Source organism: Streptomyces sp. NPDC031426, assembly GCF_055581585.1.
Genome location: NZ_JBVIJE010000002.1, coordinates 62,530 through 86,081, shown reverse-complemented (window position 1 = coordinate 86,081; position 23,552 = coordinate 62,530). Strand labels below are relative to the sequence as shown.

Annotated in this window: 18 protein-coding genes and 2 pseudogenes; 7 read left to right on the top strand and 13 right to left on the bottom strand. The window is 72.2% G+C overall.

What is annotated here, in order from left to right:
• Positions 1 to 11 precede the first annotated feature (11 nt).
• Positions 12 to 1,067, top strand: a complete 1,056-nt coding sequence (locus ACZ5NH_RS03405) for a hypothetical protein (protein WP_468772772.1) — start codon at positions 12 to 14, stop codon at positions 1,065 to 1,067.
• Between the two features lie 106 nt (positions 1,068 to 1,173).
• Positions 1,174 to 2,373, top strand: coding sequence for a lactonase family protein (locus tag ACZ5NH_RS03400; RefSeq protein WP_468772771.1), 1,200 nt, complete (start codon positions 1,174 to 1,176; stop codon positions 2,371 to 2,373).
• On the opposite strand, the gene ACZ5NH_RS03395 is transcribed toward ACZ5NH_RS03400, so the two are convergent.
• Positions 2,341 to 3,066 carry a DUF2470 domain-containing protein gene (locus tag ACZ5NH_RS03395; RefSeq protein ID WP_468772770.1) on the bottom strand — a complete coding sequence of 242 codons (726 nt, stop codon included), beginning with the start codon at positions 3,064 to 3,066 and terminating at the stop codon, positions 2,341 to 2,343. The two genes, ACZ5NH_RS03400 and ACZ5NH_RS03395, sit on opposite strands and share 33 nt — an antisense overlap.
• A gap of 112 nt (positions 3,067 to 3,178) precedes the next feature.
• On the bottom strand, positions 3,179 to 3,784 hold the full coding sequence (locus ACZ5NH_RS03390; RefSeq protein WP_388625208.1) for a TetR/AcrR family transcriptional regulator: 606 nt from the start codon (positions 3,782 to 3,784) through the stop codon (positions 3,179 to 3,181).
• A gap of 134 nt (positions 3,785 to 3,918) precedes the next feature.
• Between ACZ5NH_RS03390 and ACZ5NH_RS03385 the strand changes: the two genes are divergently transcribed.
• Positions 3,919 to 5,565, top strand: coding sequence for a cytochrome P450 (locus ACZ5NH_RS03385; RefSeq protein WP_468772769.1), 1,647 nt, complete (start codon positions 3,919 to 3,921; stop codon positions 5,563 to 5,565).
• Positions 5,566 to 6,312: 747 nt separating this feature from the next.
• On the opposite strand, the gene ACZ5NH_RS03380 is transcribed toward ACZ5NH_RS03385, so the two are convergent.
• The 10 genes and pseudogenes from ACZ5NH_RS03380 to ACZ5NH_RS03335 all read right to left on the bottom strand — a co-directional run bounded on the left by ACZ5NH_RS03380 (position 6,313) and on the right by ACZ5NH_RS03335 (position 15,998).
• Entirely contained in the window at positions 6,313 to 7,170 is an 858-nt protein-coding gene (locus tag ACZ5NH_RS03380; protein WP_468772768.1) for a pentapeptide repeat-containing protein, read from the bottom strand.
• Between the two features lie 10 nt (positions 7,171 to 7,180).
• Positions 7,181 to 7,959 (bottom strand): annotated as a pseudogene (locus ACZ5NH_RS03375) (PIG-L deacetylase family protein).
• A 121-nt stretch (positions 7,960 to 8,080) separates the two neighbouring features.
• On the bottom strand, positions 8,081 to 9,382 hold the full coding sequence (locus ACZ5NH_RS03370; RefSeq protein ID WP_468772767.1) for an alpha/beta fold hydrolase: 1,302 nt from the start codon (positions 9,380 to 9,382) through the stop codon (positions 8,081 to 8,083).
• A 110-nt stretch (positions 9,383 to 9,492) separates the two neighbouring features.
• Positions 9,493 to 10,518: a LacI family DNA-binding transcriptional regulator gene (locus ACZ5NH_RS03365; protein WP_388625193.1), complete on the bottom strand. Its 1,026-nt coding sequence runs from the start codon at positions 10,516 to 10,518 to the stop codon at positions 9,493 to 9,495.
• A 55-nt stretch (positions 10,519 to 10,573) separates the two neighbouring features.
• Positions 10,574 to 10,848 (bottom strand): annotated as a pseudogene (locus ACZ5NH_RS03360) (Tat pathway signal sequence domain protein); the annotation flags it as partial.
• A gap of 17 nt (positions 10,849 to 10,865) precedes the next feature.
• Positions 10,866 to 11,186: an L-rhamnose mutarotase gene (locus ACZ5NH_RS03355; protein ID WP_468772766.1), complete on the bottom strand. Its 321-nt coding sequence runs from the start codon at positions 11,184 to 11,186 to the stop codon at positions 10,866 to 10,868.
• A 17-nt stretch (positions 11,187 to 11,203) separates the two neighbouring features.
• A complete protein-coding gene (gene rhaS, locus ACZ5NH_RS03350) occupies positions 11,204 to 12,283 on the bottom strand; it encodes a rhamnose ABC transporter substrate-binding protein (protein ID WP_468772765.1) in 1,080 nt (359 codons plus the stop codon).
• Positions 12,284 to 12,446: 163 nt separating this feature from the next.
• Complete coding sequence (locus tag ACZ5NH_RS03345) at positions 12,447 to 13,421, bottom strand: ABC transporter permease (protein WP_468772764.1); 975 nt, start codon at positions 13,419 to 13,421, stop codon at positions 12,447 to 12,449.
• The gene (locus ACZ5NH_RS03340) at positions 13,414 to 14,484 is read right to left on the bottom strand and encodes an ABC transporter permease (RefSeq protein ID WP_468772763.1); all 1,071 of its coding nucleotides are present in this window, start codon (positions 14,482 to 14,484) and stop codon (positions 13,414 to 13,416) included. Before ACZ5NH_RS03340 ends, ACZ5NH_RS03345 begins: the two co-directional genes overlap by 8 nt.
• Complete coding sequence (locus ACZ5NH_RS03335) at positions 14,481 to 15,998, bottom strand: sugar ABC transporter ATP-binding protein (protein ID WP_468772762.1); 1,518 nt, start codon at positions 15,996 to 15,998, stop codon at positions 14,481 to 14,483. Before ACZ5NH_RS03335 ends, ACZ5NH_RS03340 begins: the two co-directional genes overlap by 4 nt.
• A gap of 272 nt (positions 15,999 to 16,270) precedes the next feature.
• Here ACZ5NH_RS03335 and rhaI point away from each other — a divergent pair, with 272 nt between their 5' ends.
• Complete coding sequence (gene rhaI, locus ACZ5NH_RS03330; protein WP_468772761.1) at positions 16,271 to 17,431, top strand: L-rhamnose isomerase; 1,161 nt, start codon at positions 16,271 to 16,273, stop codon at positions 17,429 to 17,431.
• Between the two features lie 312 nt (positions 17,432 to 17,743).
• Here the strand turns inward: rhaI and ACZ5NH_RS03325 are convergent, their stop codons facing one another.
• A complete protein-coding gene (locus tag ACZ5NH_RS03325) occupies positions 17,744 to 18,604 on the bottom strand; it encodes a LysR family transcriptional regulator (protein ID WP_468772760.1) in 861 nt (286 codons plus the stop codon).
• Between the two features lie 169 nt (positions 18,605 to 18,773).
• Between ACZ5NH_RS03325 and ACZ5NH_RS03320 the strand changes: the two genes are divergently transcribed.
• The 3 genes from ACZ5NH_RS03320 to ACZ5NH_RS03310 all read left to right on the top strand — a co-directional run bounded on the left by ACZ5NH_RS03320 (position 18,774) and on the right by ACZ5NH_RS03310 (position 23,534).
• Positions 18,774 to 19,649 carry an NmrA family NAD(P)-binding protein gene (locus ACZ5NH_RS03320; RefSeq protein WP_468772759.1) on the top strand — a complete coding sequence of 292 codons (876 nt, stop codon included), beginning with the start codon at positions 18,774 to 18,776 and terminating at the stop codon, positions 19,647 to 19,649.
• A gap of 400 nt (positions 19,650 to 20,049) precedes the next feature.
• Entirely contained in the window at positions 20,050 to 22,089 is a 2,040-nt protein-coding gene (locus ACZ5NH_RS03315) for a bifunctional aldolase/short-chain dehydrogenase (protein ID WP_468772758.1), read from the top strand.
• Positions 22,086 to 23,534 (top strand): rhamnulokinase, encoded by a 1,449-nt coding sequence (locus ACZ5NH_RS03310; RefSeq protein WP_468772757.1) that lies wholly within the window; start codon positions 22,086 to 22,088, stop codon positions 23,532 to 23,534. Before ACZ5NH_RS03315 ends, ACZ5NH_RS03310 begins: the two co-directional genes overlap by 4 nt.
• Positions 23,535 to 23,552: the final 18 nt, after the last annotated feature.

Genomic DNA, 23,552 nt, shown 5'->3' with positions numbered 1-23,552 from the left:
GGGGCGACGGGATGGCCGGTTCCGGGGTGCGGATCGACGGGAACACACTGCGGTTGCCCGGCGAGGTGGCGGTGCGGTTCATCCGCACCCTGCGGCTGCCGGAGACGGGCACGCATCCGCTTCCGCCCGGCCTGGGCGAGTTCCCCATCCGGCGCGTCTCGGACTATCCGGACACGGTCCCGGCCGAGTGGCGGGCGCGCGGTGGCGTGATGCTGCCGGTGTATCTGCGCGAGGCGATGTGGCTGAGCTTCTCCGGCACGCGGGAGCCGGCGGCGCTCCAGGTCGGGGTCGGCAAGGTGTGCGCGGTGTCCGGCCGGCCCTGGAGCGACCGGCTCGCCCGGGATCCGCAGAACTACGTGGCGCTGCCCCGCCAGCCCTGGCTGGACGGCATCAACTCCGGCAAGGGGACCGTCCGCCAGTTCGTCGCCGTGCCCCTGGGCCTGGGGGCGACGGTGGAGGGACAGGTCACCGGTGAGGAGGTGTGGGGCGGCGTGCAGCTCCAGTCGTTCCCGCTGCGGGAGCCGCTCCTGACCGAGTGGCGGCGCCGCGAGCGGGAGCGGGAGGAGGCGCGGCGCAGGGCCCTGACGGCCGGGCCGACGGGTGGGTACGGCGCGGCGATGCCGATGACGGCCTCCGCGCCCGGGGCGATGCCGCCTCCCCCGGCCCCCGGTGGGGCACCCCGCGGCGCCGCCATGGGTCTCGGCGTCGGCGGCTCGATGCGCCAGGAGGTGTACCGGGACGACCGGCCGCTGACCGACTGGTCCGAGGAGCCCGCAGGGCGCGTGTTCGTGCACCTGGTCACGCCGCCGGAGTGGCGGCGCATCACCGGTGAGGCACCCCCGCCGTCGCCGGTGGACCGGGCGGCGTACACCCGGGCCGGCCTGCCCTGGTACGACTACTACGACGCCGATGCCCAGGATCTGGCCCCGACGGACACGCTGGGCGCCGTCAAGCCGGTCGGCGAGTGGCTCGGGGACGACCTGGACCCGTGGCAGGCGCCGTCCGCCGGCCAGGTGGCCCCGCTGAAGGACGCGCCGGGCAAGCCGGTGGAGGACGGCGACTGGTAAGCGCCGTTGCGTAAAGTGCAACGCCCGTTGCCGTACTTGCCCTTCGCGGGCGGCAGAGGCCAAGGTGGCTGTCACGACCGGGCCCACCGACGACCTGAGGTGCTGCATGGACACGGACGACGAACCGGTGAACGGAGGCTGGAGCCGGCGCCGGTTCGTCGGAGCCGTGGCGGGGACGGCGGCCGTGGTGGCGGTGCCCTCCCCGGCGGCCCCGCCGGCCGACACCCCGGCCGCGGCCGACGGGCCCAGGGCCGCCGCACCACACCGCAAGCCCTCCGGTCCGCGTCCGCTGTACGTGGGCACCTACACCTCGGCCGACGGCGGCGGCACCGGCATCGGACTGGCCTCCTACGACCCGGCGACCGGCCGGATCACCGGCTCCGGCACGCTCACCGGCGTCCCCGACCCGTCGTACCTCGCCGCGCATCCGGACGGCCGCACGCTGTACGCGGTGGACGAGCGCCAGGACGGCGGTGTGACGGCCGTACGCCTCGCCGACCGGCGGGTCCTCGGCACTCGCGCAGCGGGCGGCGCGGGCCCGTGTCATCTGTCGGTGCATCCCTCCGGACGCTGGCTGCTGAGCGCCGACTACGGTTCGGGCGGTGTCGCCGTGCATCCCATCGACGCCTCGGGCGCCCTCGGCGAGCACACCGACGTCGTCACGCACACCACCCCGCCTCCCGGCCCGGGTCAACAGGGGCCGCACGCACATCAGTTCATCACCAGCCCCGACGGTGGCCACGTCCTCGCGGTCGACCTCGGCACCGACACCGTCTACACCTACCGCCTGGACGAGGCGAACGGCACGCTGACGGAGGTGGCGCAGGCGCACACCCGGCCCGGGGCCGGACCGCGCCATCTGACGTTCCATCCGGGCGGCCGGTACGCCTATCTGGCCAACGAGGTGGACGACACGGTCGCCGTCTGCGGCTATGACCCGGCCTCCGGCCGGCTGACGATCGGCGCGCCGCAGCCCACGGGCTCGGGCGGCGGCGCCAACTACCCGGCGCAGTTCGTGGTGACGGCGGACGGCGGGTACGCGTTCCTGGCCAACCGGGGCCACAACAGCCTCGCGCGGTACGCGATCGAGGCCGACGGCGCCCGGCCGCGGCTGCTCGGCACGGTTCCGGTGGGCGGGGACTTCCCGCGGCAGATCGCTCTCTCGCCGGACGGCGGGCTGCTGTTCGCGGCGAACCAGCGCTCGGGGACGGTCACCGTCTTCCACGTCGACGCGGGCAGCGGTGAACTCCGGTCGGCCGGCGAGCCGTTCGCCTCACCCGTCGCCGTCTGCGCGCTGCCGCTGTAGCGCGCGCGGGCGGGCGGCGGCAGCGGCCTGGGCCAGCAGGGTGTGCATGCGCTCGGTGAGCTGGGCGACGTCGTCGGCGGGCGTGTGGAAGGGCAGCCGTACGTCTCCGTGGGCGCGGGTGCGCTCGATGCGCAGGGTCAGTCCGTGCCGGTCCACGGCGAGGGGCAGCACGCGGGTCGCGGCGTGCAGGCTCTCCGGCCGCACCAGGCGGGTCAGCCGCTCGACGGCGTCCGGGTGGGCGTCGGCGAGGTGGGTCAGGAGCCGGGCCTCGGCCTGGGCGAGCGGGTCGGGCCGGGCGGCGGCGTACTCGTCGAGGTCGACCACCACAGCCCCGGAGGACCGCCGCAGCACCAGCCGCGTGGGCCGGAACAGCAGGGTGCCGCGGTCCGGGGCGAACCAGCCGGCGAGGTGGAGCCGCGCCCGGATCCGGCCCCGCATCGGTACGGGGGCCACGTCGGCGAACTCCAGTACGGCGGAGGGTTCCTGGCGCGGTGCGCAGATGGCCGCGGTCAGCAGGGCGCTGTCCTCGGGCACCGCCAGCCGCACGGCGCCGCCGTCGGTCACGGTGTGCGCGCCGACGTACTCCTCGCGGGCGCCGTCCGCGGTCACCGCGCACGACCAGGCGGCGGCCAGCACCGACCGTGCCCGCTCCGCCGCGCCGGGTGCGGCCGTCCAGTCCTGCGTGTCACCCATCCTCGACCTCCTTAGGTAAGCCTTGCCTAACCTATCGGAGATCGGGGTGCACGCCAACCACACCCCACCGGCGGAAAGGATGAGGCAGGGGGCAGACGGCGGTGGGCGGTGGTCAGGCGATGACGCCCAACAGCGCCCGCGCGCACAGGTCGCGCACCTGCTCGCGGGTCAACTCGCCGTCGCGCAGCCATTCCAGGCACACGGCGGTGGTGAAGGCGAGCCAGCCGCGCACGGCCAGGCGGACATGCGGGGCGTTCTCGAAGACGGGCCCGAACTCGGGGTCGGCGGCGAGCGCGGCGAGGATCTGCTGCTCCTGGGCGGCCAGCGCCCGCTGGTAGACGCGGCGTACGGCCTGGTCGCCGGCCGCGTCGGCGCGATGGAAGGCGCGGAAGCCGTGGGCGTGGGCCTGGACGTAACCGAGGTAGGTGTCGAGCCCGGCGGTGAGCTGCTCGCGCACCGGCACACCGGGCACGGCCGCCGTCATGCGCAGCATGCGCTCACTCTCGCGCTCGACGACCGCCGCGAAGAAGTCCCGCTTGGTCGGGAAGTAGTGGTACAGCAGCCCGCGGGAGACCCCGGCGATCTCGGCGACCTGCTCGATCCACACGTCGTCGTAGGGGCTCTCCGAGAACAGCTTCGCGCCGACCGACAGCAGCTGCTCACGGCGTTCCGCGGTGCTGAGTCTGCGCCGGGCGCGCTCCCCCTGGTTCGCGGGCATGACGTCACTTTACTTGACGCGGGTTCAACAAGCGGACCAGACTGAAGCCGGTTATTGAACCCACGTACAACACGGCGCGCCACAGCTGCACCTCGCGGGTTCAACGGTCCGCTGGATCAAGGGAGATCGGCGTCATGGCGGAGACGACGCGCAGGACGCAGACGACGGAGACGGAGCTGCCGAAGGGATTCCGCAGCGCCGAACTGGGCTGGCCCGAGCTGCACCGCATCCCGCATCCGCCGCGCCGGGTGCCGCTGCTCGGCGATGTGCTCGGCGTCGACCGGCGCAAGCCGATCCAGGACTCCATGCGCTTCGCGCGCGAGCTGGGGCCGATCTTCCGGCGGCGGGCCTTCGGCAAGGAGTTCGTGTTCGTGTGGGGCGCCCGGCCGGCCGCGGACCTGGCCGACGAGTCCCGGTTCGCCAAACACGTCGGTCTCGGCGTGGCCAATCTGCGGCCGGTCGCCGGAGACGGCCTGTTCACCGCCTACAACCACGAGCCCAACTGGCAGCTCGCGCACGACGTCCTGGCCCCCGGCTTCAGCCGGGAGGCCATGGAGGCCTACCACGGGATGATGCTGTCGGTCGCGGGACGCCTGACCGATCACTGGGACCGGGAGGCGGCGGCCGGGCGCACGGTGGACGTGCCCGGGGACATGACCAAGCTGACCCTGGAGACGATCGCACGGACGGGCTTCGGGCACGATTTCGGCTCCTTCGAGCGGGACCGCCCGCATCCCTTCGTCACCGCGATGGTCGGCACGCTCACCTACGCCCAGCGTCTGAACAGCGTGCCCGGGCCGCTGGCCCCGCTGCTGCTGCGCACCGCCGCGCGGCGCAACGCGGCCGACATGGCGTATCTGGACAGGACGGTCGACGACCTGGTCGCGGAGCGGCGCCGGACGGGCCGCGGGGAGGGCGACCTGCTGGACCGGATGCTGGAGACGGCGCACCCGGAGACCGGCGAGAAGCTGTCGGCGGAGAACGTCCGCAGGCAGGTGATCACCTTCCTGGTCGCGGGCCACGAGACCACCTCGGGCGCGCTCTCCTTCGCCCTGTACTACCTCGCCCGGCACCCCGAGATCGCCGCCCGGGCGCGCGCCGAGGTGAACCGCGTCTGGGGCGACACCGCACAGCCCGGCTACGACCAGGTGGCCAAGCTGCGCCATGTCCGCCGGGTGCTGGACGAGTCCCTGCGCCTGTGGCCGACCGCCCCGGCCTTCGCCCGGGAGGCCCGGCAGGACACCGTGCTCGCCGACGACCACCCGATGCTGCGGGGCGCGTGGGCCCTGGTGCTGACACCGATGCTGCACCGCGACCCGGAGGTCTGGGGCGAGGACGCCGAGCGCTTCGACCCGGACCGCTTCGAGGCGGCGGCCGTACGGTCTCGTCCCCCGCACACCTTCAAACCGTTCGGCACCGGCGCGCGGGCCTGCATCGGGCGCCAGTTCGCCCTGCACGAGGCGACGCTGGTCCTCGGCCTCCTGCTGCGCCGCTACGACCTGCTGCCCGACCCGGCGTACCGGCTGACCGTGACCGAGCGGCTGACGGTGATGCCGGAGGGGTTGCGGCTGAGCCTGGTACGCCGGCCGGCGCCGGTACGGGCACCGGAGGCCGACCCGACACCGGGGCCGAGCGCGCCACAGGCGTGCCCGGCACACGGGGTGAGCGCGCCGGGAAGCACCGCGGAGCCGAACGCCACCCATGCGACGGACAGGCCCACCGAGGGCCCACCGATCACCGGCCCGACCGGCGGCTGTCCGGCACACCAGTCGACGCACTGAAGCCCGACAGCCCGCCGGGCCCAGTCAGAAAACCGCCGGGGCCATGGGCCCGACCGGCGGCTGCCCGGCACACCAGTCGGCACGCCGACGCCGGAAGGCACCCTGGGGCCATCGCCCGACTCGGCCCCCGGCCCGGGGCACCACTAAGGTCACCAGCCCGGGGCACCGCCGAGGTCACCAGCCCGAACAGCACCCGGGCCTTCCGCTCGGCACGACCAGACCCGGCCGCCGCCCAGGACACCGCCGCCCTCACCACCCCAACCCGCGGCCCTCCCACGCACCAGCCGCACACCGAACCCGAACAGCACCCCAGACCCACCCGCTCGACACCACCCGGCCCAGGGCACCGCCGAGGTCACCAGCCCGAACAGCACCCGGGCCTTCCGCTCGGCACGACCAGACCCGGCCCCCACCCGGGACACCGCCGCCCTCACCACCCCGACCGGCGGCCCTCCCATGCACCAGCCCGCACGCCAGACCCACCCGCTCGACACCGCCCGGGCCAGGGCACCGCCGAGGTCACCAGCCCGAACAGCACCCGGGCCTTCCGCTCGGCACGGCCAGACCCGGCCGCCGCCCGGGACACCGCCGCCCTCACCATCCCAACCCGCGGCCCTCCCACGCACCAGCCCGCACACTGAACCCGAACAGCACGCCGGACCCATCCCCTCGGCACCGCCCGGCCCCGGGGCACCGCCGCGGTCCCCACCTCACACCGAGTCGGCCTTGGCCGGTCGGCGCCTCGGATCAGCCGGCCGCTGTCCAGTGCGTGGGGCGCGTCACCGACTCCGGGAGTCTGGTGCCGGTGCTGCCGCGGGCCGCGTTGAGTTGGGGCTGGGTGAGGAAGAAGGCGCCGGTGAGGTCCGCGTCGGTCAGGTCGGCGTCGCGCAGATCGGCGCCGATCATGTCCGCGTCCCGCAGATCGGCGCCGGTGAGGTCGGCGGCGATGAGATACGCGCCGCGCAGGCTCGCCCCGCGCAGGTCGGCACCCCGGAGCCGGGCCCCGATGAGATCCGCGCCCCGCCGGTCCTTCCCCTTGCCCTTGCCCTTCTTGCCGCCCTTCCCGCCGGCGGCACCGGCCCGGGCCAGCTCGCTGGTCCGCAGCAGCAGCACATTGACCTGCTGCCGGTGCGCGGCCACGTCCAGTGCGGCCAGTTCCTCCGGGGTCTGCCGGGTGAGCCGCTCGGTCTCCGCCAGCGCCCGCCGCAGCTCCGGGTGGACGGGACGGGCGGCGGGCAGTCCGAGCGCCTCGGTGAGGTACCACAGCAGCTCGTGCAACTGCCGTACGACCGGGAACACGTCGAACATCTGCCGTGCGCGCTCCTTGGACCCCGTCCGCCAGTCCTGGCCTCCGAAGGTGACCTGGGAGACCTTCTGTCCGGCGCCGAAGCAGTCGTAGACCGTGCAGCCGGTGAAACCCTTCTTCCGCAGGTCGGCGTGGATGCCGCAGCGGTGGTCGCCCTGGAGGTTCGGGCACGGCTTCCCGGCGGGCTTGTCCAGCGCGAAGTCGGCGGACGCGGCGAAGGGCAGGGCGACACAGCACAGCCCGAAGCACTGGGCGCACGCGCCCCGCAGGTCGGAGGGGTCCGCAGTCTGTTCCGGCATGCCCTCCAGCCTACTGACCTGCATAACCGCCCTGTGCCGGGCGCCTTCGGCGGCCGAACACCTCGAAGGCCACCGCCGGTATGCCGCCGAAGCGCTCGGCGACGGCGGTGGTCTGCGTGGTCAGGAATTCGCGAACGTACGTCTCGGGGTCCTGGTCGGTCAACGCCTCGATGTAGGTGCGGTGTTCGAGCAGCGAGCGCACCGCCCGCTCCAGCCCGGGCCGCGCGTCCACCGCGTGGGTGGGCCGGCTGGAGTCGGCGACGGCGACCCAGCGGACGCCGTTCCAGGGTTCGAGTCCCTGCTCGGTGAGTTCCGGGAAGATCCAGCGGTTCCCGGCGTCGGCGGCCGCGTCCAGGGTGGCGCGGCCCACGGCGACGTGGTCGGGGGTGTTCCAGGCGACCTCGCCCCAGGTGTCCCGGTGGTTGAGGGTGACGACCAGTTCGGGGCGGTGGCGGCGGATCGCGGCGGCGATGTCGCGGCGCAGCGCGAGCCCGTACTCGATCACCCCGTCCCGGTGGTCGAGGAACTCGACCGAGGTGACGCCCACGACGGCCGCGCCGGCCCGCTGCTCGCGCTCGCGCAGCGGGCCGCACGCGGCGGGGTCGAGGGTGTCGATGCCGGCCTCGCCGAGGACGCCAGGACGCAGGCGACCTCGCGGCCGGCGTCGGTCCAGACGGCGACCGCCGCGGAGCACCCGTATTCCAGGTCGTCGGGGTGCGCCACCACCGCCAGGGCACGCTGCCAGTCCTCGGGCATGGGCTGGAGTTGAGTGGTCTTCGGCTCGGTCATGGGCTGCACACCAATCGTCCGCCCACGTCTGCCGTCTGGCGGGTGCGGGCCCGTCGTGGCTTCTCGCGCCCACGCGGCGGAGCCGCATGTCGATACAGCCCCGCGCCCCTTCGGGGGCGCTTCACACCGCGTCTCTCGCCATCGCCAGCAGTCGGTCCAGTACGCGCGGCGCTCCCGCGCGCAGGCCGTCGTGTTCGAACTCGTCGGTGACCCAGGTGCGCAGGCCGCGGATGGCACGGGCGGTCTCCAGGGAGTGGGCGGTGTCGACGTACATGTCGTCGTGGTAGACGGCCGCCACGACCGGGACCTCGTTGGCGGCGAGGCGGGCGGGGTCGTAGAGGGGCTGCCAGTCGGTGCGGGCGGCGAGCAGGTCGGCCGTCTCGCGCAGCGGGCGCAGGGCGGGGTCCGCCTCGAACATCCAGGGGTGGACCGTCTCGCCGGTGAACAGGACCGGGGTGTCACCGGCGAGCGCCTTGGCCGCGTCGAACTGCGGGAACTCGGCGCGGATCCGTTCGGCGGCCCAGGCGGTGGGGCGGGCGTCCTGGCCGTAGATCGACTCGTGGACGAGCGCGTAGAGGGGGTGGGCGGCGTACGACAGCAGGGACTGGGCCTGTTCCTGGAAGGCGTCGGACAGCTCCAGGCCGAACGGTGTGCGGACGAAGGCGTCCTCCAGGAGGTGGTGCAGCCGGTGGCTGCCGTCGCTCGCGCCGAGCATCAGTCCGAGGGACTGGAAGGCCTCGACCGTGAAGCGGTAGCCGTTCGGGAGGGTCACGTCATGGGTGAGGAGGTGGTCGGCGATCCGGCGGGCCCGCTCGACGTCCTGGGGGTAGCGGGCGTAGTGCGCGCCGACCTTGCGTTCGATGCGCGGGTAGGCCGCACGGTAGACGTCGTCGGCGTGGGCGTGCAGCGAGGGCAGGCCACCGGTGATCACGGCGGTTTCCAGGCCCTCGGGGGCGAGGGAGAGGTACGCCACCGCGCAGAAGCCGCCGAAGCTCTGGCCGAGCACGGTCCAGGGGGCGCCGCCGGTGACCTCGGCGCGGATGGCCTCGCAGTCCCGGACGATGGCGTCGGCGCGGAAACGGGTGAGGTAGTCGGCCTGCTCGGCGGGCCCGCCGCGGAGCGGAAGGGTCTGCCGGGTGGCCGGGGTGGAGCTGCCGGTGCCGCGCTGATCGAGCAGCAGGACGCGGTAGTCCTTCAGGGCCCGGTCGAGCCAGGCCTGACGTCCGACGAAACGATTCGCCCCGAAGCCGGGGCCGCCCTGGAGATACAGCAGCCACGGCAGCTCCTGCCCGGCCTTGTCGCTCGCGACCGCCTCACGGGCGTACAGCTCGATCGTCTCGCCGTCCGGGGCGGCGTGGTCGAGGGGCACGGTGAAGCAGCGGTCGGTGAGGATGACGCCGGGCTGGCGGTAGCTGAGGCTCAACGGGTCTCCCGGGACGGACGGTACGGACGGGTCCCAGTTCAGCACATGACCGGGCCCGCACGGAGCCCGCGGATCATGGATTCTTACTGAACTTCCGGTCAGCGCCCGGCTCAGCGTGCCACGAGGCTGGAACGGCGCACCACCAGCTCCGGCTGGAGCACCACCCGGCGGTGCTCGTGCGTGCGCGTGCCCTCGGCCTGTTCGGTCTCCTCCAGCAGCAGCTCGGCGGCGAGGGCGCCCATGGTGACGGCGGGCTGCCGTACGGAGGTCAGCGGTACGGCGGCGGCCGCCGCGAACTCGATGTCGTCGTAGCCCACGATGGCCAGGTCGTCGGGGACGGTGACACCGGCGGCGTACATGGCCTGCAGGACGCCGAGGGCGAGCAGGTCGTTGGCGCAGAAGACGGCGGTGGGGCGGTCGGCGAGGCCCAGCAGACGGGCGCCGGCGTCGCGGCCGGCGGCCACGTCGAGGCGTTCGGTGGGCAGCTCGCGCAGCGCCTCGGGGCCGAGCCCGGCCTCCGCGAGAGCGTGCAGGGCGCCGGTACGGCGGTCGCGGACCTGGTTGAGGCCGGGGGGTCCGCTGACGTAGGCGATGGAGCGGTGGCCCGCATCCACCAGGTGCCGCACCGCGAGCGCGCCGCCGGCCACGTCGTCCACGGACACCGAGCACTCGGTGGTGCCCTCGGCGACCCGGTCGACCAGCACGAACGGGATGCCGTGCCGGCGGAAGGTCTCGATGTTCCGGCCGGTGGCGTCGGCCGGGGTCAGCAGCACGCCCCGCACCCGCTGCTCGGCGAAGAGCCCCAGGTAGTCGGCCTCCTCGGCGGCGTTCTGGGCGCTGTTGCACACCATCACGCCGAGCCCGGCCTCGCGGGCCGCCCGCTCGGCGCCCCGCGCCACGTCCACGAAGAACGGGTTGCCCATGTCGAGCACGAGCAGGCCCATGATCCGGCTGCGGCCCGCGCGCAGCTGCCGCGCGGACTCGCTGCGGACATAGCCGAGCCGGTCGATCGCGGACAGCACCCGCGCCCGGGTCTCGCTCGCGACGGTGTCCGGGCGGTTGATGACGTTCGACACCGTGCCGACCGATACTCCGGCGACACGGGCGACGTCCTTGATACCCACCGACTGGGTCATCGGGCGAAGACCTCCAGGGGAGACTAGGGGCGGCGGGACGACCTTCACATTACCGTCATGCCGGCAGCGCGAAGTCGGCCACGTACAGGGGCGAGGGCGTCGTACCGGTGGACCTCTCCTGGCACATGAAGGACAGGACGCTGTCCGCCCGGATCCGCGTCTCGTCGATCACCACCTCGCCGAAGGCGTTCAGGTCACCACCGTCGTACAGCAGTGTCCAGTCGGGTGCCCGGCGTCCTTCGACGCGGCGGCGATCCGGCCGAACGGGAAAACCGCGTAAGCGTTGTCGTACCGGTCCAGGACGAGCTTGGTGCGCCGGCTGGCCGCGAGCCCGCTTCCGGCGGCGGTCATGACAGGTGGAACACCTCGGTGAGCGGTTGCATGGCCTCGTCGGGCCGGGCGCCGTCCAGCGACTCGAAAAACGGCGCCATCTCCGCCTGCCAGCGCGCGTTGACCTCGGCCGCCTCCATGCCGGCCTGGGCGGCGGCGAAGTCCTCGGTCTCCAGATAGCCGACGAGCAGGCCGTCCTCGCGCAGGAACAGCGAGTAGTTGTGCCAGCCGGTCGCCTTCAGGGCGTCGAGCATCTCCGGCCACACGGCGGCGTGCCGCTCACGGTACTCGTCGAGACGGTCCGCCCTGACCTTCAGCAGGAAACACACGCGCTGCATCAACTGCCCTCCGGCACTCAGAAGTTGAACTGGTCGATGTTCTTGGCGTCGAACACGGTCGGCTTGCCCAGCGTGATCACGCCGTCCTTGCCGATGGTGTACGTCGTACCGCCGGCCTTGAACCTCTCGCCCTCCTTGCCGCTGATCTGCCCAGAGGCCAGCGCGACGGCGGTGCGGGCGGCCAGGTCGCCGAGCTCGGCCGGGTCCCACAGCTCGAAGGCGTCCACGGTGCCGTTCTTGACGTACTTGCGCATGTCGTTCGGGGTGCCGAGGCCGGTCAGCTTGACCTTGCCCTTGTACTTCGAGCCCGACAGGTACTGGGCGGCGGCCTTGATGCCGACGGTGGTCGGGGAGATGATCCCCTTCAGGTCCGGGTACTGCTGGAGCAGGCCCTGGGTCTCCTGGAAGGACTGCTGGGCGTCGTCGTTGCCGTACGCGATCTTGACCAACTTGATGTCCTTGTACTTCGGGTCCTTCAGCTCGTCCTTCATGTACCCGATCCAGGCGTTCTGGTTCGTGGCGGTCTGGGCGGCGGACAGGACGGCGATCTCGCCCTTGTACCCGATCTGCTGCGCGAGCAACTGCACCTCGGTACGGCCGAGGTCCTCGGCGGACGCCTGCGAGACGAAGGCGTTGCGGCAGCCGGGGGTGGTGTCGGAGTCGTAGGTGACGACCTTGATGCCGTTGCTCATGGCCTGCTTGAGGGCGGTGCACAGGGCACCCGGGTCCTGCGCGGAGACCGCCATCGCGTTCACCTGCTGCTGGGTGAGCGTGTTGACGTAACTGACCTGTCCCGAGGTGTCCGTGGCGCTGGAGGGGCCCACCTCCTTGTACCTCGACCCGAGTTCGGTGAGCGCCTTCTCCCCGCCCTTGTCGGCGGTGGTGAAGTAGGGGTTGTTGACCTGCTTGGGCAGGAAGCCGACGGTCAGGCCCTTCTTGGTGGCGGCGTTCGGGTCGGCCGTGCCGCCGGAGGCGGCGGAGGCGTTGTCGGCCTTGACGTCCTTCTTGGTGGTGCCGCCGCAGGCGGTGAGCGCCAGGGCGAGGGACGTACCGACGGCGAGGGCGGCGCAGGTGCGGCGGAGCGAGGGCTTGCGCATAGGGGTCGGTCCTTTGCAAGGAGGAGTGGTGTAGCGCCCCGACAGGGGCGCGGGGCTGTGTTTGATGTACGGATACCGCCGCGATGGGGTCCCCCCGGGTTCGAGCGGAGCCGAGAACTCGGGGGAGCGACCGGCCACGACGGGTCCGCGGCCGAGGAACGGCCTAACCGGCGGAACCGGCCGCCCGGGCCATCGAGATCTGCCGGGCCACCCGCGGGCCCAACACGGAGACGACGAGCAGCACACCGGTGACGACGATCTGCGACTGCGCGGAGACGTTCAGCAGACTCATCACGTTCTGCAGCGCCCCGAGCAGGAACACCCCGGCGACGGCGCCGCCCAGCGTCCCCTTGCCCCCGTCGAAGTCGATGCCGCCGAGCAGTACGGCCGCCACGACGGAGAGTTCGAGACCCGTGGCGTTGTCGTACCGCGCGCTGGCGTAGTGCAGCGCCCAGAACACACCCGTGAGCGCCGACATGAACCCGGTGGCCACGAAGAGCAGCAGCTTGGTCCGCTTCACCCGGATGCCGGCGAACCGCGCGGCCTCCTCGCTCGCGCCGATCGCGAACAGCGACCGGCCGAACGGGGTGGCGTGCAGGACGACCACGGCGATGGCGAGCAGCACCAGGAAGGGCAGGAACGCCTGGGGCAGGAAGGAGTTCCCGACCCGGCCGGCCGCGAAGTCCAGGTACTGCGCGGGGAAGTCGGTCACCGCGTCGGAGCCGAGCACGATCTGGGCGATGCCCCGGTAGGCGGCGAGGGTGCCGATGGTGACGGCGAGGGAGGGCAGCCCGAGGCGGGTCACGAGGAGCCCGTTGACCAGCCCGCACACCACGCCCAGCAGCAGGCACAGCGGGATGATCGTCTCGATGGCCATACCGTCGTTCCACAGCTTGCCCATCACCGCACCGGACAGGCCGGCGGTCGAGGCGACGGACAGATCGATCTCCCCGGAGACGACGAGGAGGGTCATCGGCAGGGCGATCAGGGCGATCGGCAGGGTGTTGCCGATCAGGAAGGACAGGTTGAGGGCGTTGCCGAAGCCGTCGACCGTGCCGAAGGAGACCAGCAGGAGGACCACCAGGAGCGCGCCGACGACTGTGTCCCAGCGAACGGCGCGGGTCAGCGAATCAGGCACCGGTGTTCTCCTTCGCCATGGGGGTGTTCCTCCGGTCCGACTTCTTCTTCAGGGCGGCGGCGACGCGCAGCGCGACGATCCGGTCGACGGCGATGGCGAGCAGCAGCAGGACGCCGTTGATGGCGAGCACCCAGACGGAGCTGACGCCGAGAGCGGGCAGCACGCTGTTGATCGAGGTGAGCAACAGGGCGCCGAGAGCGGCTCCGTACACGCTTCCCGAGCCGCCGGTGAAGACGACGCCGCCGACCACGACGGCGCTGACGACGGTGAGTTCGTAACCGTTTCCGGTGCCGGAGTCGACGTTTCCGAAGCGGGCCAGATACATCGCGCCCGCGAGCCCGGTGAGGCCGCCGCAGAAGGTGTAGGCGGCCAGGATCCGCCTGCGGACCGGAATACCGGCCAGGCGCGCGGCCTCGGGGTTGGAGCCGAGGGCGTACAGCTCCCGCCCGCTGCCGAAGTGTTTGAGGTAGTACGCCGTCGCCACCAGGACCACCAGCGCGATCAGGGCCAGCCATGGCACCGCCGAGACGCCCCCGGAGCCGAAGTCCACGAAACCGCCCGGAAGGTCGGCCGCGGTGATCTGGCGGGAGCCGACCCAGATGGAGTCGACGCCGCGGATGATGTACAGCGTGCCCAGGGTGACGACGAGGGCGGGCACCTGGCCGAGGCTGACCAGCAGGCCGTTGAGCAGGCCGAAACCGACTCCCAGCAGGACGGCGAGGAGGATCGCGACGACGGCGTTGCCGCCGCCGTGCAGACAGGTGCCGGCCGTGAAGGCGCTGATGCCGAGGGTCGAGCCGACCGACAGATCGACGTTCCTCGTGATCACCACCAGGGACTGGCCGGTGGCGACCAGCACCAGGATGGTCGCGTTGAGCAGCAGGTCCTTGATGCCCTGCTCGGACAGGAACTCGCTGTTGCCCGCCTGGGTGACGGCGATCATCACCAGGAAGACGGCCAGGATGGCGAGTTCGCGCATCTTGAAGACGCGGTCGACCAGCCGGGTGCCGGCGGAGTGGGGCACCGCGACGGCGGGGGACTGATCCTGGGTGGTCACCGTCATGCGGCGGCCCTCCCGGTGGCTGCGGCCATCACGGTTTCCTCGGTGGCTTCGGCGCGGGGGATCTGGGCGGTGAGCCGGCCCTCGTGCATGACGAGCACGCGGTCGGCCATGCCGAGGATCTCGGGCAGGTCGGAGGAGATCATCAGCACCGCCACCCCGTCGGCGGCGAGCTGGGACAGCAGCCGGTGCACCTCCGCCTTCGTACCGACGTCGATCCCGCGCGTCGGCTCGTCGACGATCAGCACCTTCGGGTCGGTGGCCAGCCACTTGGCGAGGACCACCTTCTGCTGGTTGCCGCCGGACAGGGTGGAGACGGCGTCGGCGATCCTGGCGTACTTCACCTGGAGCCTGACGGCCCAGTCGAGGGAGCGGCTGCGTTCCGCGCCGCGGTCCATCAGCCCCGCCCTGACGGTCGTACGGAGACCGGTGAGGCCGATGTTGCGCTCGATGGACATGCCCATCACCAGGCCCTGGGCGCGCCGGTCCTCCGGGACGAGGGCCAGCCCTGCCGCCATCGCCGTGGACGGGGCGCCGTTGGTGAGCCTGCGCCCGGCGACCTCGACCTCGCCGGCGTCCCAGCGGTCGATGCCGAAGACGGCCCGCGCGACCTCGGTCCGGCCGGCGCCGACGAGTCCGGCGAGGCCGACGATCTCGCCGCGCCGCACCTCGAAGGAGACGTCGGTGAATACGCCCTCGCGGGTCAGGCGCCGCACGCTCAACGCCACCTCGCCCGGCGCCACGTCCTGCTTGGGATACAGCGCGTCGAGCTCGCGGCCGACCATGCGCCGTACGAGGTCGTCCTCGGTCATGCCGTCGATCGGCTCGCTGGAGATCCAGGCGCCGTCGCGCAGTGTCGTGACCTTCTGGCAGATCTCGAAGATCTCCTCCAGCCGGTGCGAGATGAACAGCACCGCCGCGCCCTGTTCCCGCAGGGTACGCACGACCCCGAAGAGCCGCGCCACCTCACTGCCGGTCAGGGCGGCCGTCGGCTCGTCCATGATCAGTACCCGGGCCTCGAAAGAGAGGGCCTTGGCGATCTCGACGATCTGCTGGTCGGCGATGGACAGACCACGGGCCGGCCGGTCCGGGTCGAGTTCGACGCCGAGGCGCTTCATCAGGGCCAGGGCCGCGGCATGCGTGGCCTTGTGGTCGATCCGGCCGAGGGCCCGCTTCGGCCGTCGGCCCATGAAGATGTTCTCGGCGATCGACAGGTCGGGAAAGAGGGTGGGTTCCTGGTAGATCACGGCGATGCCGGCGTCGCGGGCGTCGCCGGGGCCGTGGAACACGACGGGCCGACCGTCGAGCAGCACCTGGCCGGCGTCCGGCCGGTGCACCCCGGCGAGGGTTTTGATCAGCGTCGACTTGCCCGCGCCGTTCTCGCCGGCAAGGGCGTGCACCTCGCCGGGCAACAGCTCCAGGGAGACGTCCCTGAGGGCGCGTACGGCGCCGAAGGACTTGGAGACGCCCTTCAGCGCCAGCACCGGCGTCGGCCCCGTGTCAGGCGGGTGGGTCATGTGAGGCTCCTCGACGACACCGGCCGGAGAACCCGAGGGCCTCCACCGCGTCGTGAAAGGTTTCAACTGGATTGCCGGGACCGTAGGCACGGTGGCCGGGGCGCGTCAATGGCCGGGTTCGAAAAAGTTTCGATAGCCAAAGTTCACGGCCGGATCACAGACAACAGGGTTGGCCGGAGCGCTTGACACCTTTCCGAAGGGGTCCTAGCTTGCGGGTCTGAATCGTTTCACCAAGCTTCGTCGTTACGATCGAAATCACCAGGAGTCGCGCAGTGACCGACCTCGCCGCGGTGAAGGCCGCGCTCAAGACCCAGGCCGTCGAGACGCCGTCGTGGGCGTACGGGAACTCGGGAACCCGTTTCAAGGTGTTCGCCCAGCCGGGCGTGCCGCGCGACCCCTGGGAGAAGCTGCAGGACGCGGCGAAGGTGCACGAGTTCACCGGCGTGGCCCCCACCGTCGCCCTGCACATCCCGTGGGACAAGGTCGAGGACTACGCGGCGCTGGCCAAGTACGCCGAGGACCGCGGGCTGGCACTGGGGGCGATCAACTCCAACACCTTCCAGGACGACGACTACAAGCTCGGCAGCCTCTGCCACGCGGACCCGGTGGTACGGCGCAAGGCGCTCGACCATCTGCTGGAGTGCGTCGACATCATGGACGCCACGGGGTCCAGGGACCTGAAGCTGTGGTTCGCCGACGGCACGAACTACCCCGGCCAGGACGACATCCGGGCGCGGCAGGAGCGGCTGGCCGAGGGGCTGGTCGAGGTGTATGAGCGTCTCGGCGACGGACAGCGCCTGCTGCTGGAGTACAAGTTCTTCGAGCCGGCCTTCTACGCCACCGACGTCCCGGACTGGGGCACCGCCTACGCCCACTGTCTCAAGCTCGGCGACAGGGCCCAGGTCGTCGTCGACACCGGCCACCACGCGCCCGGCACCAACATCGAGTTCATCGTCGCCACGCTGCTGCGTGAGGGGAAGCTGGGCGGGTTCGACTTCAACTCCCGCTTCTACGCCGACGACGACCTGATGGTGGGCGCCGCCGACCCCTTCCAGCTCTTCCGCATCATGTACGAGGTGGTGCGTGGGGGCGGGCTCGGGCCGGACGTCGCGTTCATGCTCGATCAGTGCCACAACATCGAGCCCAAGATCCCGGCGATCATCCGCTCGGTCATGAACGTCCAGGAAGCCACCGCCAAGGCCCTGCTGGTCGACCGGGAAGCGCTCGCGCTCGCCCAGCGCGAGGGTGATGTGCTCGGGGCGAACGCCGTGCTCATGGACGCGTACAACACCGATGTACGGCCGCTGCTGGCCGAGGTGCGACAGGAGCTGGGGCTGGACCCCGACCCGATGGCCGCCTACCGCCGCTCCGGCTGGGCCGAGAGCATCGTCGCGGAGCGCGTCGGAGGGCAGCAGGCGGGGTGGGGGGCCTGAGGCGGGGGGCGGCCCGATCAGGCCGCGGCGGATACGCCGGCGTGATGGCGGCCGATCGTATGACGAAGCGTGACGACATCACGGTGACCGTGATCAATCCGCGCCGGGTCTTCGTCCCGCGGCTGCGGTCGGGCGGCCCGCTCGGCGGGCTCCAGTGGTCCGCAACTCCGGCGGCTGGTCGGGTCGTACATCGTGGAGCGGTCCCCGGATCGGCCTGGCTCGACGACGCGTCAACGTCCTCCACACCATCCCGTGCGACCGCCGGCCCCACCCGGCCCGGCCGCCTCTTCGCCTCGTGGCCTGACAGCGGTATCAGGGAGCCACGCCGACGGGGGCCACCGCGGTGGCCGCGCGGATCAGTGCCGCCGTGGCCGTCGAGCGGGACTGCTGGGGCCAGGCGATGGACAGGGTGACCGGGGGTGTGTCCGGCAGCTCGCGGTAGACGACGCCCGGGCGCGGGTAGCGGGTCGTGACCGACTCGGGCAGGAGCGTCACCACCTCCCCCAGTTCGACGAGGGTGAGCAGTTGCGACAGGTCGGCGATCCTGTGGCGCTCGACAACGGTGTCCAGGTAGCGGTCCAGGCCGTCGAGGCGGCCGGGCTCGACGCCCGGGAGGGCCAGGTCGGCGAGGGTGAGGTGGTCGCGGGCGGCCAGGGCATGGGCGGCCGGGAGAGCGGCGAGGCGGGCCTCGACGGCCAGCGGCTCGGCGTCCAGACCGGTCCGGTCGAACGGCTCGTAGATCAGGGCCGCGTCGGCCTCGCCCTCGCGCAGCAGCCGTACCTGCTCGCGCCAGCCGGAGAGCCGGACGGTGACGGGCCGGGCTCCGGGCTCGGTTGCGTAGCGGGCCAGGATGGGCTCCAGCAGGCCCGCGTCGCCGTCGGCCTTCACGGCCAGGACCAGCTTGGGCTCGGGGTCGGCGGCGCGCTGGGCCCGGCGGCCGGCGGCGTGCAGCGCGTCGAGGGCGATCCGGGCCTCGGCCAGCAGGACACGGCCGGGCGGGGTGAGGGTGACGCTGTGGGTGGTGCGCTCGAAGAGGCGGACGCCGAGGTCCGTCTCCAGTCGGCGGATGGCACGGGACAGGGGCGGGGCGGAGATGCCCAGCCGTTCGGCGGCTCGGGAGAAGTTGAGTTCCTTCGCGACGGCGACGAAGTAGCGCAGTGACCGGGACTCCACGATCTGGCACCTCCGTTCGGTATGTCCCTGAGGGTAACAAGCGGGATCCGACCGGTCCTTCCGTGCGGTGCGGCTTCGGCGCAGGATCGGCGCAGGCGGTCTCCCGGTACGCCGGCTCGTGCCGCGTGGCGTCAACCGCCTTTCCCACGAACTCTCTTGGAGCTTCCTGATGCTTGTCGTCACCACTCCCACCGGCCAGATCGGCCGGCAGGTCGTCGACCGTGTCCTCGGCACAGAGGAGCCGGTCCGTGTGATCGTGCGCGATCCCGGCCGGCTCGCCCCGGATGTGCGCGAGCGGGTCGAAGTCGTGCAGGGCTCACACCGTGACCGCGATGTGGTCATGAAGGCGTTCACCGGCGCGGATGCCGTGTTCTGGCTGGTACCCCCGGACCCGCGCGCCGAGAGCGTGGAGGACCATGTCCTGGACCCCACCCGGTCGGCGTGCGAGGCGATCGGCAGCCACGGCGTCCAGCGGGTCGTCGCCGTCTCGACCATGGGCACCGGGATCGAGCGGAACGCCGGCCACCTCTCGGCGGCCCGGGCCGGCGAGGAACTGCTCGCGGGCACGGGCGTGAAGTTCCGGGCGCTGCGTCCCCCGGGCTTCATGGAGAACCTGCTCTGGCAGCTCGACACGATCAGGAACCAGGGCGCCTTCTTCTGGCCCCACCCCGCGGATGACACCTTCGCTCTCGTCGCCACCCGCGACATCGCCGCGAAGGCCGCCGCGCTCCTGCTCGACGACTCGTGGAGCGGTCAGGGCGCCGTGCCCGTGGTCAGCCCCGACTCCCTGTCCCCCGCCGGCGTGGCCCGGATCGTCTCCGAGGTGCTGGAGCGGGCCGTCCGCTTCCAGCAGGTGCCGGTCGAGGCCTACCGCGCGACGATGCTGGAGCACGGGGCGAGCGAGGCCTGGGCGCAGGGTCTGGCCGACATGGCCGTGGCCCAGAACAACGGCGCCTACGACGAGGAGCACCGCACCACACCGCCCGGCCCCACCGGCTTCCGCCAGTGGTGCGAGGAGGTGCTCAGGCCCGCCTTCCTGGCCTGAGCAACCCCCGCGCGCATTCGAGGCCGGCGAACGAATGCCGGATCGCGGCCGACGGCCGGGCGGGCGCGCGGTACGGCCGCCGGAAGGTGCGGCGGAACGAGGACGTCGACCACGAGCGTCCCGGCCTCGCTCCGCCAGCCCACCTCGCGCCCCGCGTGGCCAACTCGTCGGCGAACGCCGCCGCGCCCATACGTGCCGTCGACCGTGAAATGTCATGAAACGTTTCATACACCATGACGCCGAGGACCAGAATGAATTCCCGCACCCCGTGCACCCACCGGGGCCGACTGCGCCGACATCTTGACGCCGCGCACCCATGCGACTAATTTCCTGAAACGATTCAAACAACACGCGACCGCAGCGCCGCCCCGCTCCGACGACGCAGGAAAGAGAACCGATCATGGCACCCCACCCCGAAGCCGCCGCCCTTCTGGCACGGTCCCATCGGCTCGGCTCCGATCCCCGCACCACCAACTACGCCGGCGGAAACGCGTCCGCCAAGGGCACCGCCACCGATCCCGTGACCGGCGGTGATGTCGAGCTGATGTGGGTCAAGGGGTCCGGTGGTGACCTCGGGACGCTCACCGAGGCCGGGCTCGCCGTGCTGCGGATCGACCGGCTGCGGGCACTGAAGGGGGTATACCCGGGCGTCGAGCGCGAGGACGAGATGGTCGGCGCCTTCGACTTCTGTCTGCACGGCAAGGGCGGGGCGGCTCCCTCCATCGACACCGCCATGCACGGGCTTGTCGAAGCCGTGCACGTCGATCATCTGCATCCGGACTCGGGGATCGCGCTCGCCTGCGCCGCCGACGGGGAGAAGCTGACCGCCGAGTGCTTCGGGGACACGGTGGTGTGGGTGCCGTGGCGGCGGCCCGGGTTCCAGCTCGGGCTGGACATCGCGGCGGTCAAGGAGGCCAACCCGCAGGCGATCGGCTGCATTCTGGGCGGGCACGGGATCACGGCGTGGGGTGAGACGTCCGAGGAGTGCGAGCGCAACTCGCTGCACATCATCCGCACCGCGGAGGCGTTTCTCGCCGAGCGCGGGAAGCCGGAGCCTTTCGGGCCGGTGATCGAGGGGTACGAGGCCCTCCCCGAGGCCGCGCGGCGGGAGCGGGCGGCGGCGCTGGCGCCGTACGTCCGGGCCGTCGCCTCGCGGGACAAGGCGCAGGTCGGGCACTTCGACGACTCCGGCGTCGTGCTGGAGTTCCTCGCCCGCGCCGAGCATCCACGGCTCGCGGCCCTGGGCACGTCGTGCCCGGACCACTTCCTGCGGACCAAGGTGCGCCCCCTGGTTCTGGACGTGCCGCCGTCCGCGCCGCTGGAGGAGGCCGTGGCCCGGCTCAAGGAGCTGCACGCCGCGTACCGAGAGGAGTACGCCGCCTACTACGAGCGGCACGCCCTGCCCGACTCCCCCGCGATGCGCGGCGCCGACCCGGCGATCGTGCTCGTGCCCGGCGTCGGCATGTTCAGCTTCGGCAAGGACAAGCAGACCGCTCGCGTGGCCGGCGAGTTCTACGTCAACGCCATCAACGTGATGCGCGGCGCGGAAACGGTGTCGACGTACGCGCCGATCGAGGAGTCGGAGAAGTTCCGCATCGAGTACTGGGCGCTGGAGGAGGCCAAGCTCCAGCGGATGCCGCGGCCGAAGCCGCTGGCGACCCGGGTGGCGCTGGTGACCGGCGCGGGCAGCGGGATCGGCAGGGCCATCGCGCACCGGCTGGTGGCCGAGGGCGCGTGTGTCGTCGTCGCCGATCTGAACGACGAGAGCGCCCAGGCCGTGGCAAAGGAGCTGGGCGGGCCGGACAAGGCGGTCGCCGTCACCGTCGACGTCACGTCCGAGGAGCAGATCGCGGACGCCTTCAAGGCGGCGGTGCTCGCCTTCGGCGGAGTCGACCTGGTCGTCAACAACGCCGGGATCTCCATCTCCAAGCCGCTGCTGGAGACTTCGGCACGCGACTGGGACCTGCAGCACAACATCATGGCCCGCGGTTCCTTCCTCGTCTCACGGGAGGCGGCGCGGGTGATGATCGCGCAGGGGATGGGCGGTGACATCGTCTACATCGCCTCGAAGAACGCGGTCTTCGCCGGGCCGAACAACATCGCCTACTCCGCCACCAAGGCCGACCAGGCCCACCAGGTGCGGCTCCTGGCCGCCGAGTTGGGTGAGCACGGCATCCGGGTCAACGGGGTCAATCCGGACGGTGTGGTGCGCGGCTCCGGGATCTTCGCGGGCGGCTGGGGTGCGCAGCGGGCCGCGGTGTACGGGGTGCCGGAGGAGAAGCTGGGCGAGTTCTACGCCGGGCGGACCATCCTCAAGCGGGAGGTGCTGCCGGAGCACGTCGCCAACGCCGTCTTCGCGCTGACCGGCGGCGAGCTGACCCACACCACCGGGCTGCATGTCCCGGTCGACGCGGGTGTGGCGGCCGCGTTCCTGCGATGAGCGGGCTCGTGAAGTCGTACGCCGCGGTCGACCTGGGCGCCTCCAGCGGGCGGGTGATGGTCGGCCGGGTGAGCCCGGACTCGCTGGAGCTGAGCGAGGCGCACCGGTTTCCCAACCGCCCGGTGCGCACCCCCGAGGGCCTGCGCTGGGACATCCTCGCGCTGTACGGCGGTGTCCTGGACGGGCTGCGGGCGGCCGGCCCGGTGGACTCGGTCGGCATCGACAGCTGGGCCGTGGACTACGGCCTGCTGGACGCCGACGGAGCCCTGCTGGGCAATCCGGTGCACTACCGCGACGCCCGCACCGAGGGCGTCGCGGAGAAGGTGTGGGCGAACGTGCCGGCCGGGGAGCTGTACGCCGCGACGGGCATCCAGTACGCCCCCTTCAACACCCTGTACCAGCTGACTGCCGCCCGCGAGAAGCGTCAACTCACTTATGCCGAGCGGCTGTTGCTCATCCCGGACCTGGTGTCGTACTGGCTGACCGGCGAGCAGGGCACCGAGCTGACCAACGCCTCCACCACCCAGCTCGTCGATCCCCGGACGCGGACGTGGTCGTACGGCATCGCCGAGCGGCTCGGAATCGACCTCGGCCTGTTCGCACCGCTGCGGCAACCCGGCGATCCGGCCGGGCTGCTGCGGCCGGAGGTGCTGGAGGACACGGGGCTGACCGGTCCCGTGCCGGTGACGGCCGTCGGCTCGCACGACACCGCCTCCGCGGTGGCCGCCGTCCCCGCCACCGGCGAGCCCTTCGCCTACATCTGCACCGGCACCTGGTCCCTGGCCGGACTGGAGCTGACCGCTCCGGTGCTCACCGAGGAGAGCCGGGCCGCGAACTTCACCAACGAGCTGGGGCTCGACGGCACGGTCCGGTATCTGCGCAACATCATGGGACTGTGGCTGCTCCAGGAATGCCAACGCACGTGGGGCGAGCCCCACTTGGGTGTGTTGTTGCGCGAGGCCGGCGCCGTGCCGGCGCTGCGCTCGGTGGTGGACGCCGGCGACGAGACGTTCCTGGCGCCGGGGCGGATGCCGGAACGGATCGCCGAGGCCTGCCGGGCGTCGGGGCAGCCGGTGCCGGTCACCCGGGCCGAGGTCACCCGGTGCATCCTGGACTCACTGGCCCTCGCCCACCGGCGGGCCGTCGCGGACGCGCAGCGGCTGGCCGACCATCCGGTGGACGTGGTGTACCTCGTCGGCGGCGGCACCCGCAACGCGCTGCTGTGCCAGCTGACCGCCGACGCCTGCGGGCTGCCCGTGGCCGCCGGTGCGACGGAGGCGGCGGCCCTCGGCAACGTCCTGGTCCAGGCCCGTGCCCAGGGGCTGGTCGGCGACCTGGCCGCGATGCGCCGGCTGCTCAGCCGTACCCAGCCGCTGACCCGGTACGCGCCGCGTGGCGACGGCGCGCGCTGGCGGGAGGCCGAGGCGCGCCTCGCCGCACGGTGAGCGGCGGTCTCCCTTCGG

Coding starts and splice junctions, on each gene's coding strand:
- ACZ5NH_RS03405 (WP_468772772.1), top strand. CDS start 12: ATGGCCGGTTCCGGGGTGCGGATCGACGGGAACACACTGCGGTTGCCC.
- ACZ5NH_RS03340 (WP_468772763.1), bottom strand. CDS start 14,484: ATGACGGTGACCACCCAGGATCAGTCCCCCGCCGTCGCGGTGCCCCAC.
- ACZ5NH_RS03400 (WP_468772771.1), top strand. CDS start 1,174: ATGGACACGGACGACGAACCGGTGAACGGAGGCTGGAGCCGGCGCCGG.
- ACZ5NH_RS03315 (WP_468772758.1), top strand. CDS start 20,050: ATGGCACCCCACCCCGAAGCCGCCGCCCTTCTGGCACGGTCCCATCGG.
- ACZ5NH_RS03390 (WP_388625208.1), bottom strand. CDS start 3,784: ATGCCCGCGAACCAGGGGGAGCGCGCCCGGCGCAGACTCAGCACCGCG.
- ACZ5NH_RS03355 (WP_468772766.1), bottom strand. CDS start 11,186: ATGCAGCGCGTGTGTTTCCTGCTGAAGGTCAGGGCGGACCGTCTCGAC.
- ACZ5NH_RS03365 (WP_388625193.1), bottom strand. CDS start 10,518: ATGACCCAGTCGGTGGGTATCAAGGACGTCGCCCGTGTCGCCGGAGTA.
- ACZ5NH_RS03335 (WP_468772762.1), bottom strand. CDS start 15,998: ATGACCCACCCGCCTGACACGGGGCCGACGCCGGTGCTGGCGCTGAAG.
- ACZ5NH_RS03380 (WP_468772768.1), bottom strand. CDS start 7,170: ATGCCGGAACAGACTGCGGACCCCTCCGACCTGCGGGGCGCGTGCGCC.
- ACZ5NH_RS03395 (WP_468772770.1), bottom strand. CDS start 3,066: ATGGGTGACACGCAGGACTGGACGGCCGCACCCGGCGCGGCGGAGCGG.
- rhaS (WP_468772765.1), bottom strand. CDS start 12,283: ATGCGCAAGCCCTCGCTCCGCCGCACCTGCGCCGCCCTCGCCGTCGGT.
- ACZ5NH_RS03320 (WP_468772759.1), top strand. CDS start 18,774: ATGCTTGTCGTCACCACTCCCACCGGCCAGATCGGCCGGCAGGTCGTC.
- ACZ5NH_RS03385 (WP_468772769.1), top strand. CDS start 3,919: ATGGCGGAGACGACGCGCAGGACGCAGACGACGGAGACGGAGCTGCCG.
- ACZ5NH_RS03310 (WP_468772757.1), top strand. CDS start 22,086: ATGAGCGGGCTCGTGAAGTCGTACGCCGCGGTCGACCTGGGCGCCTCC.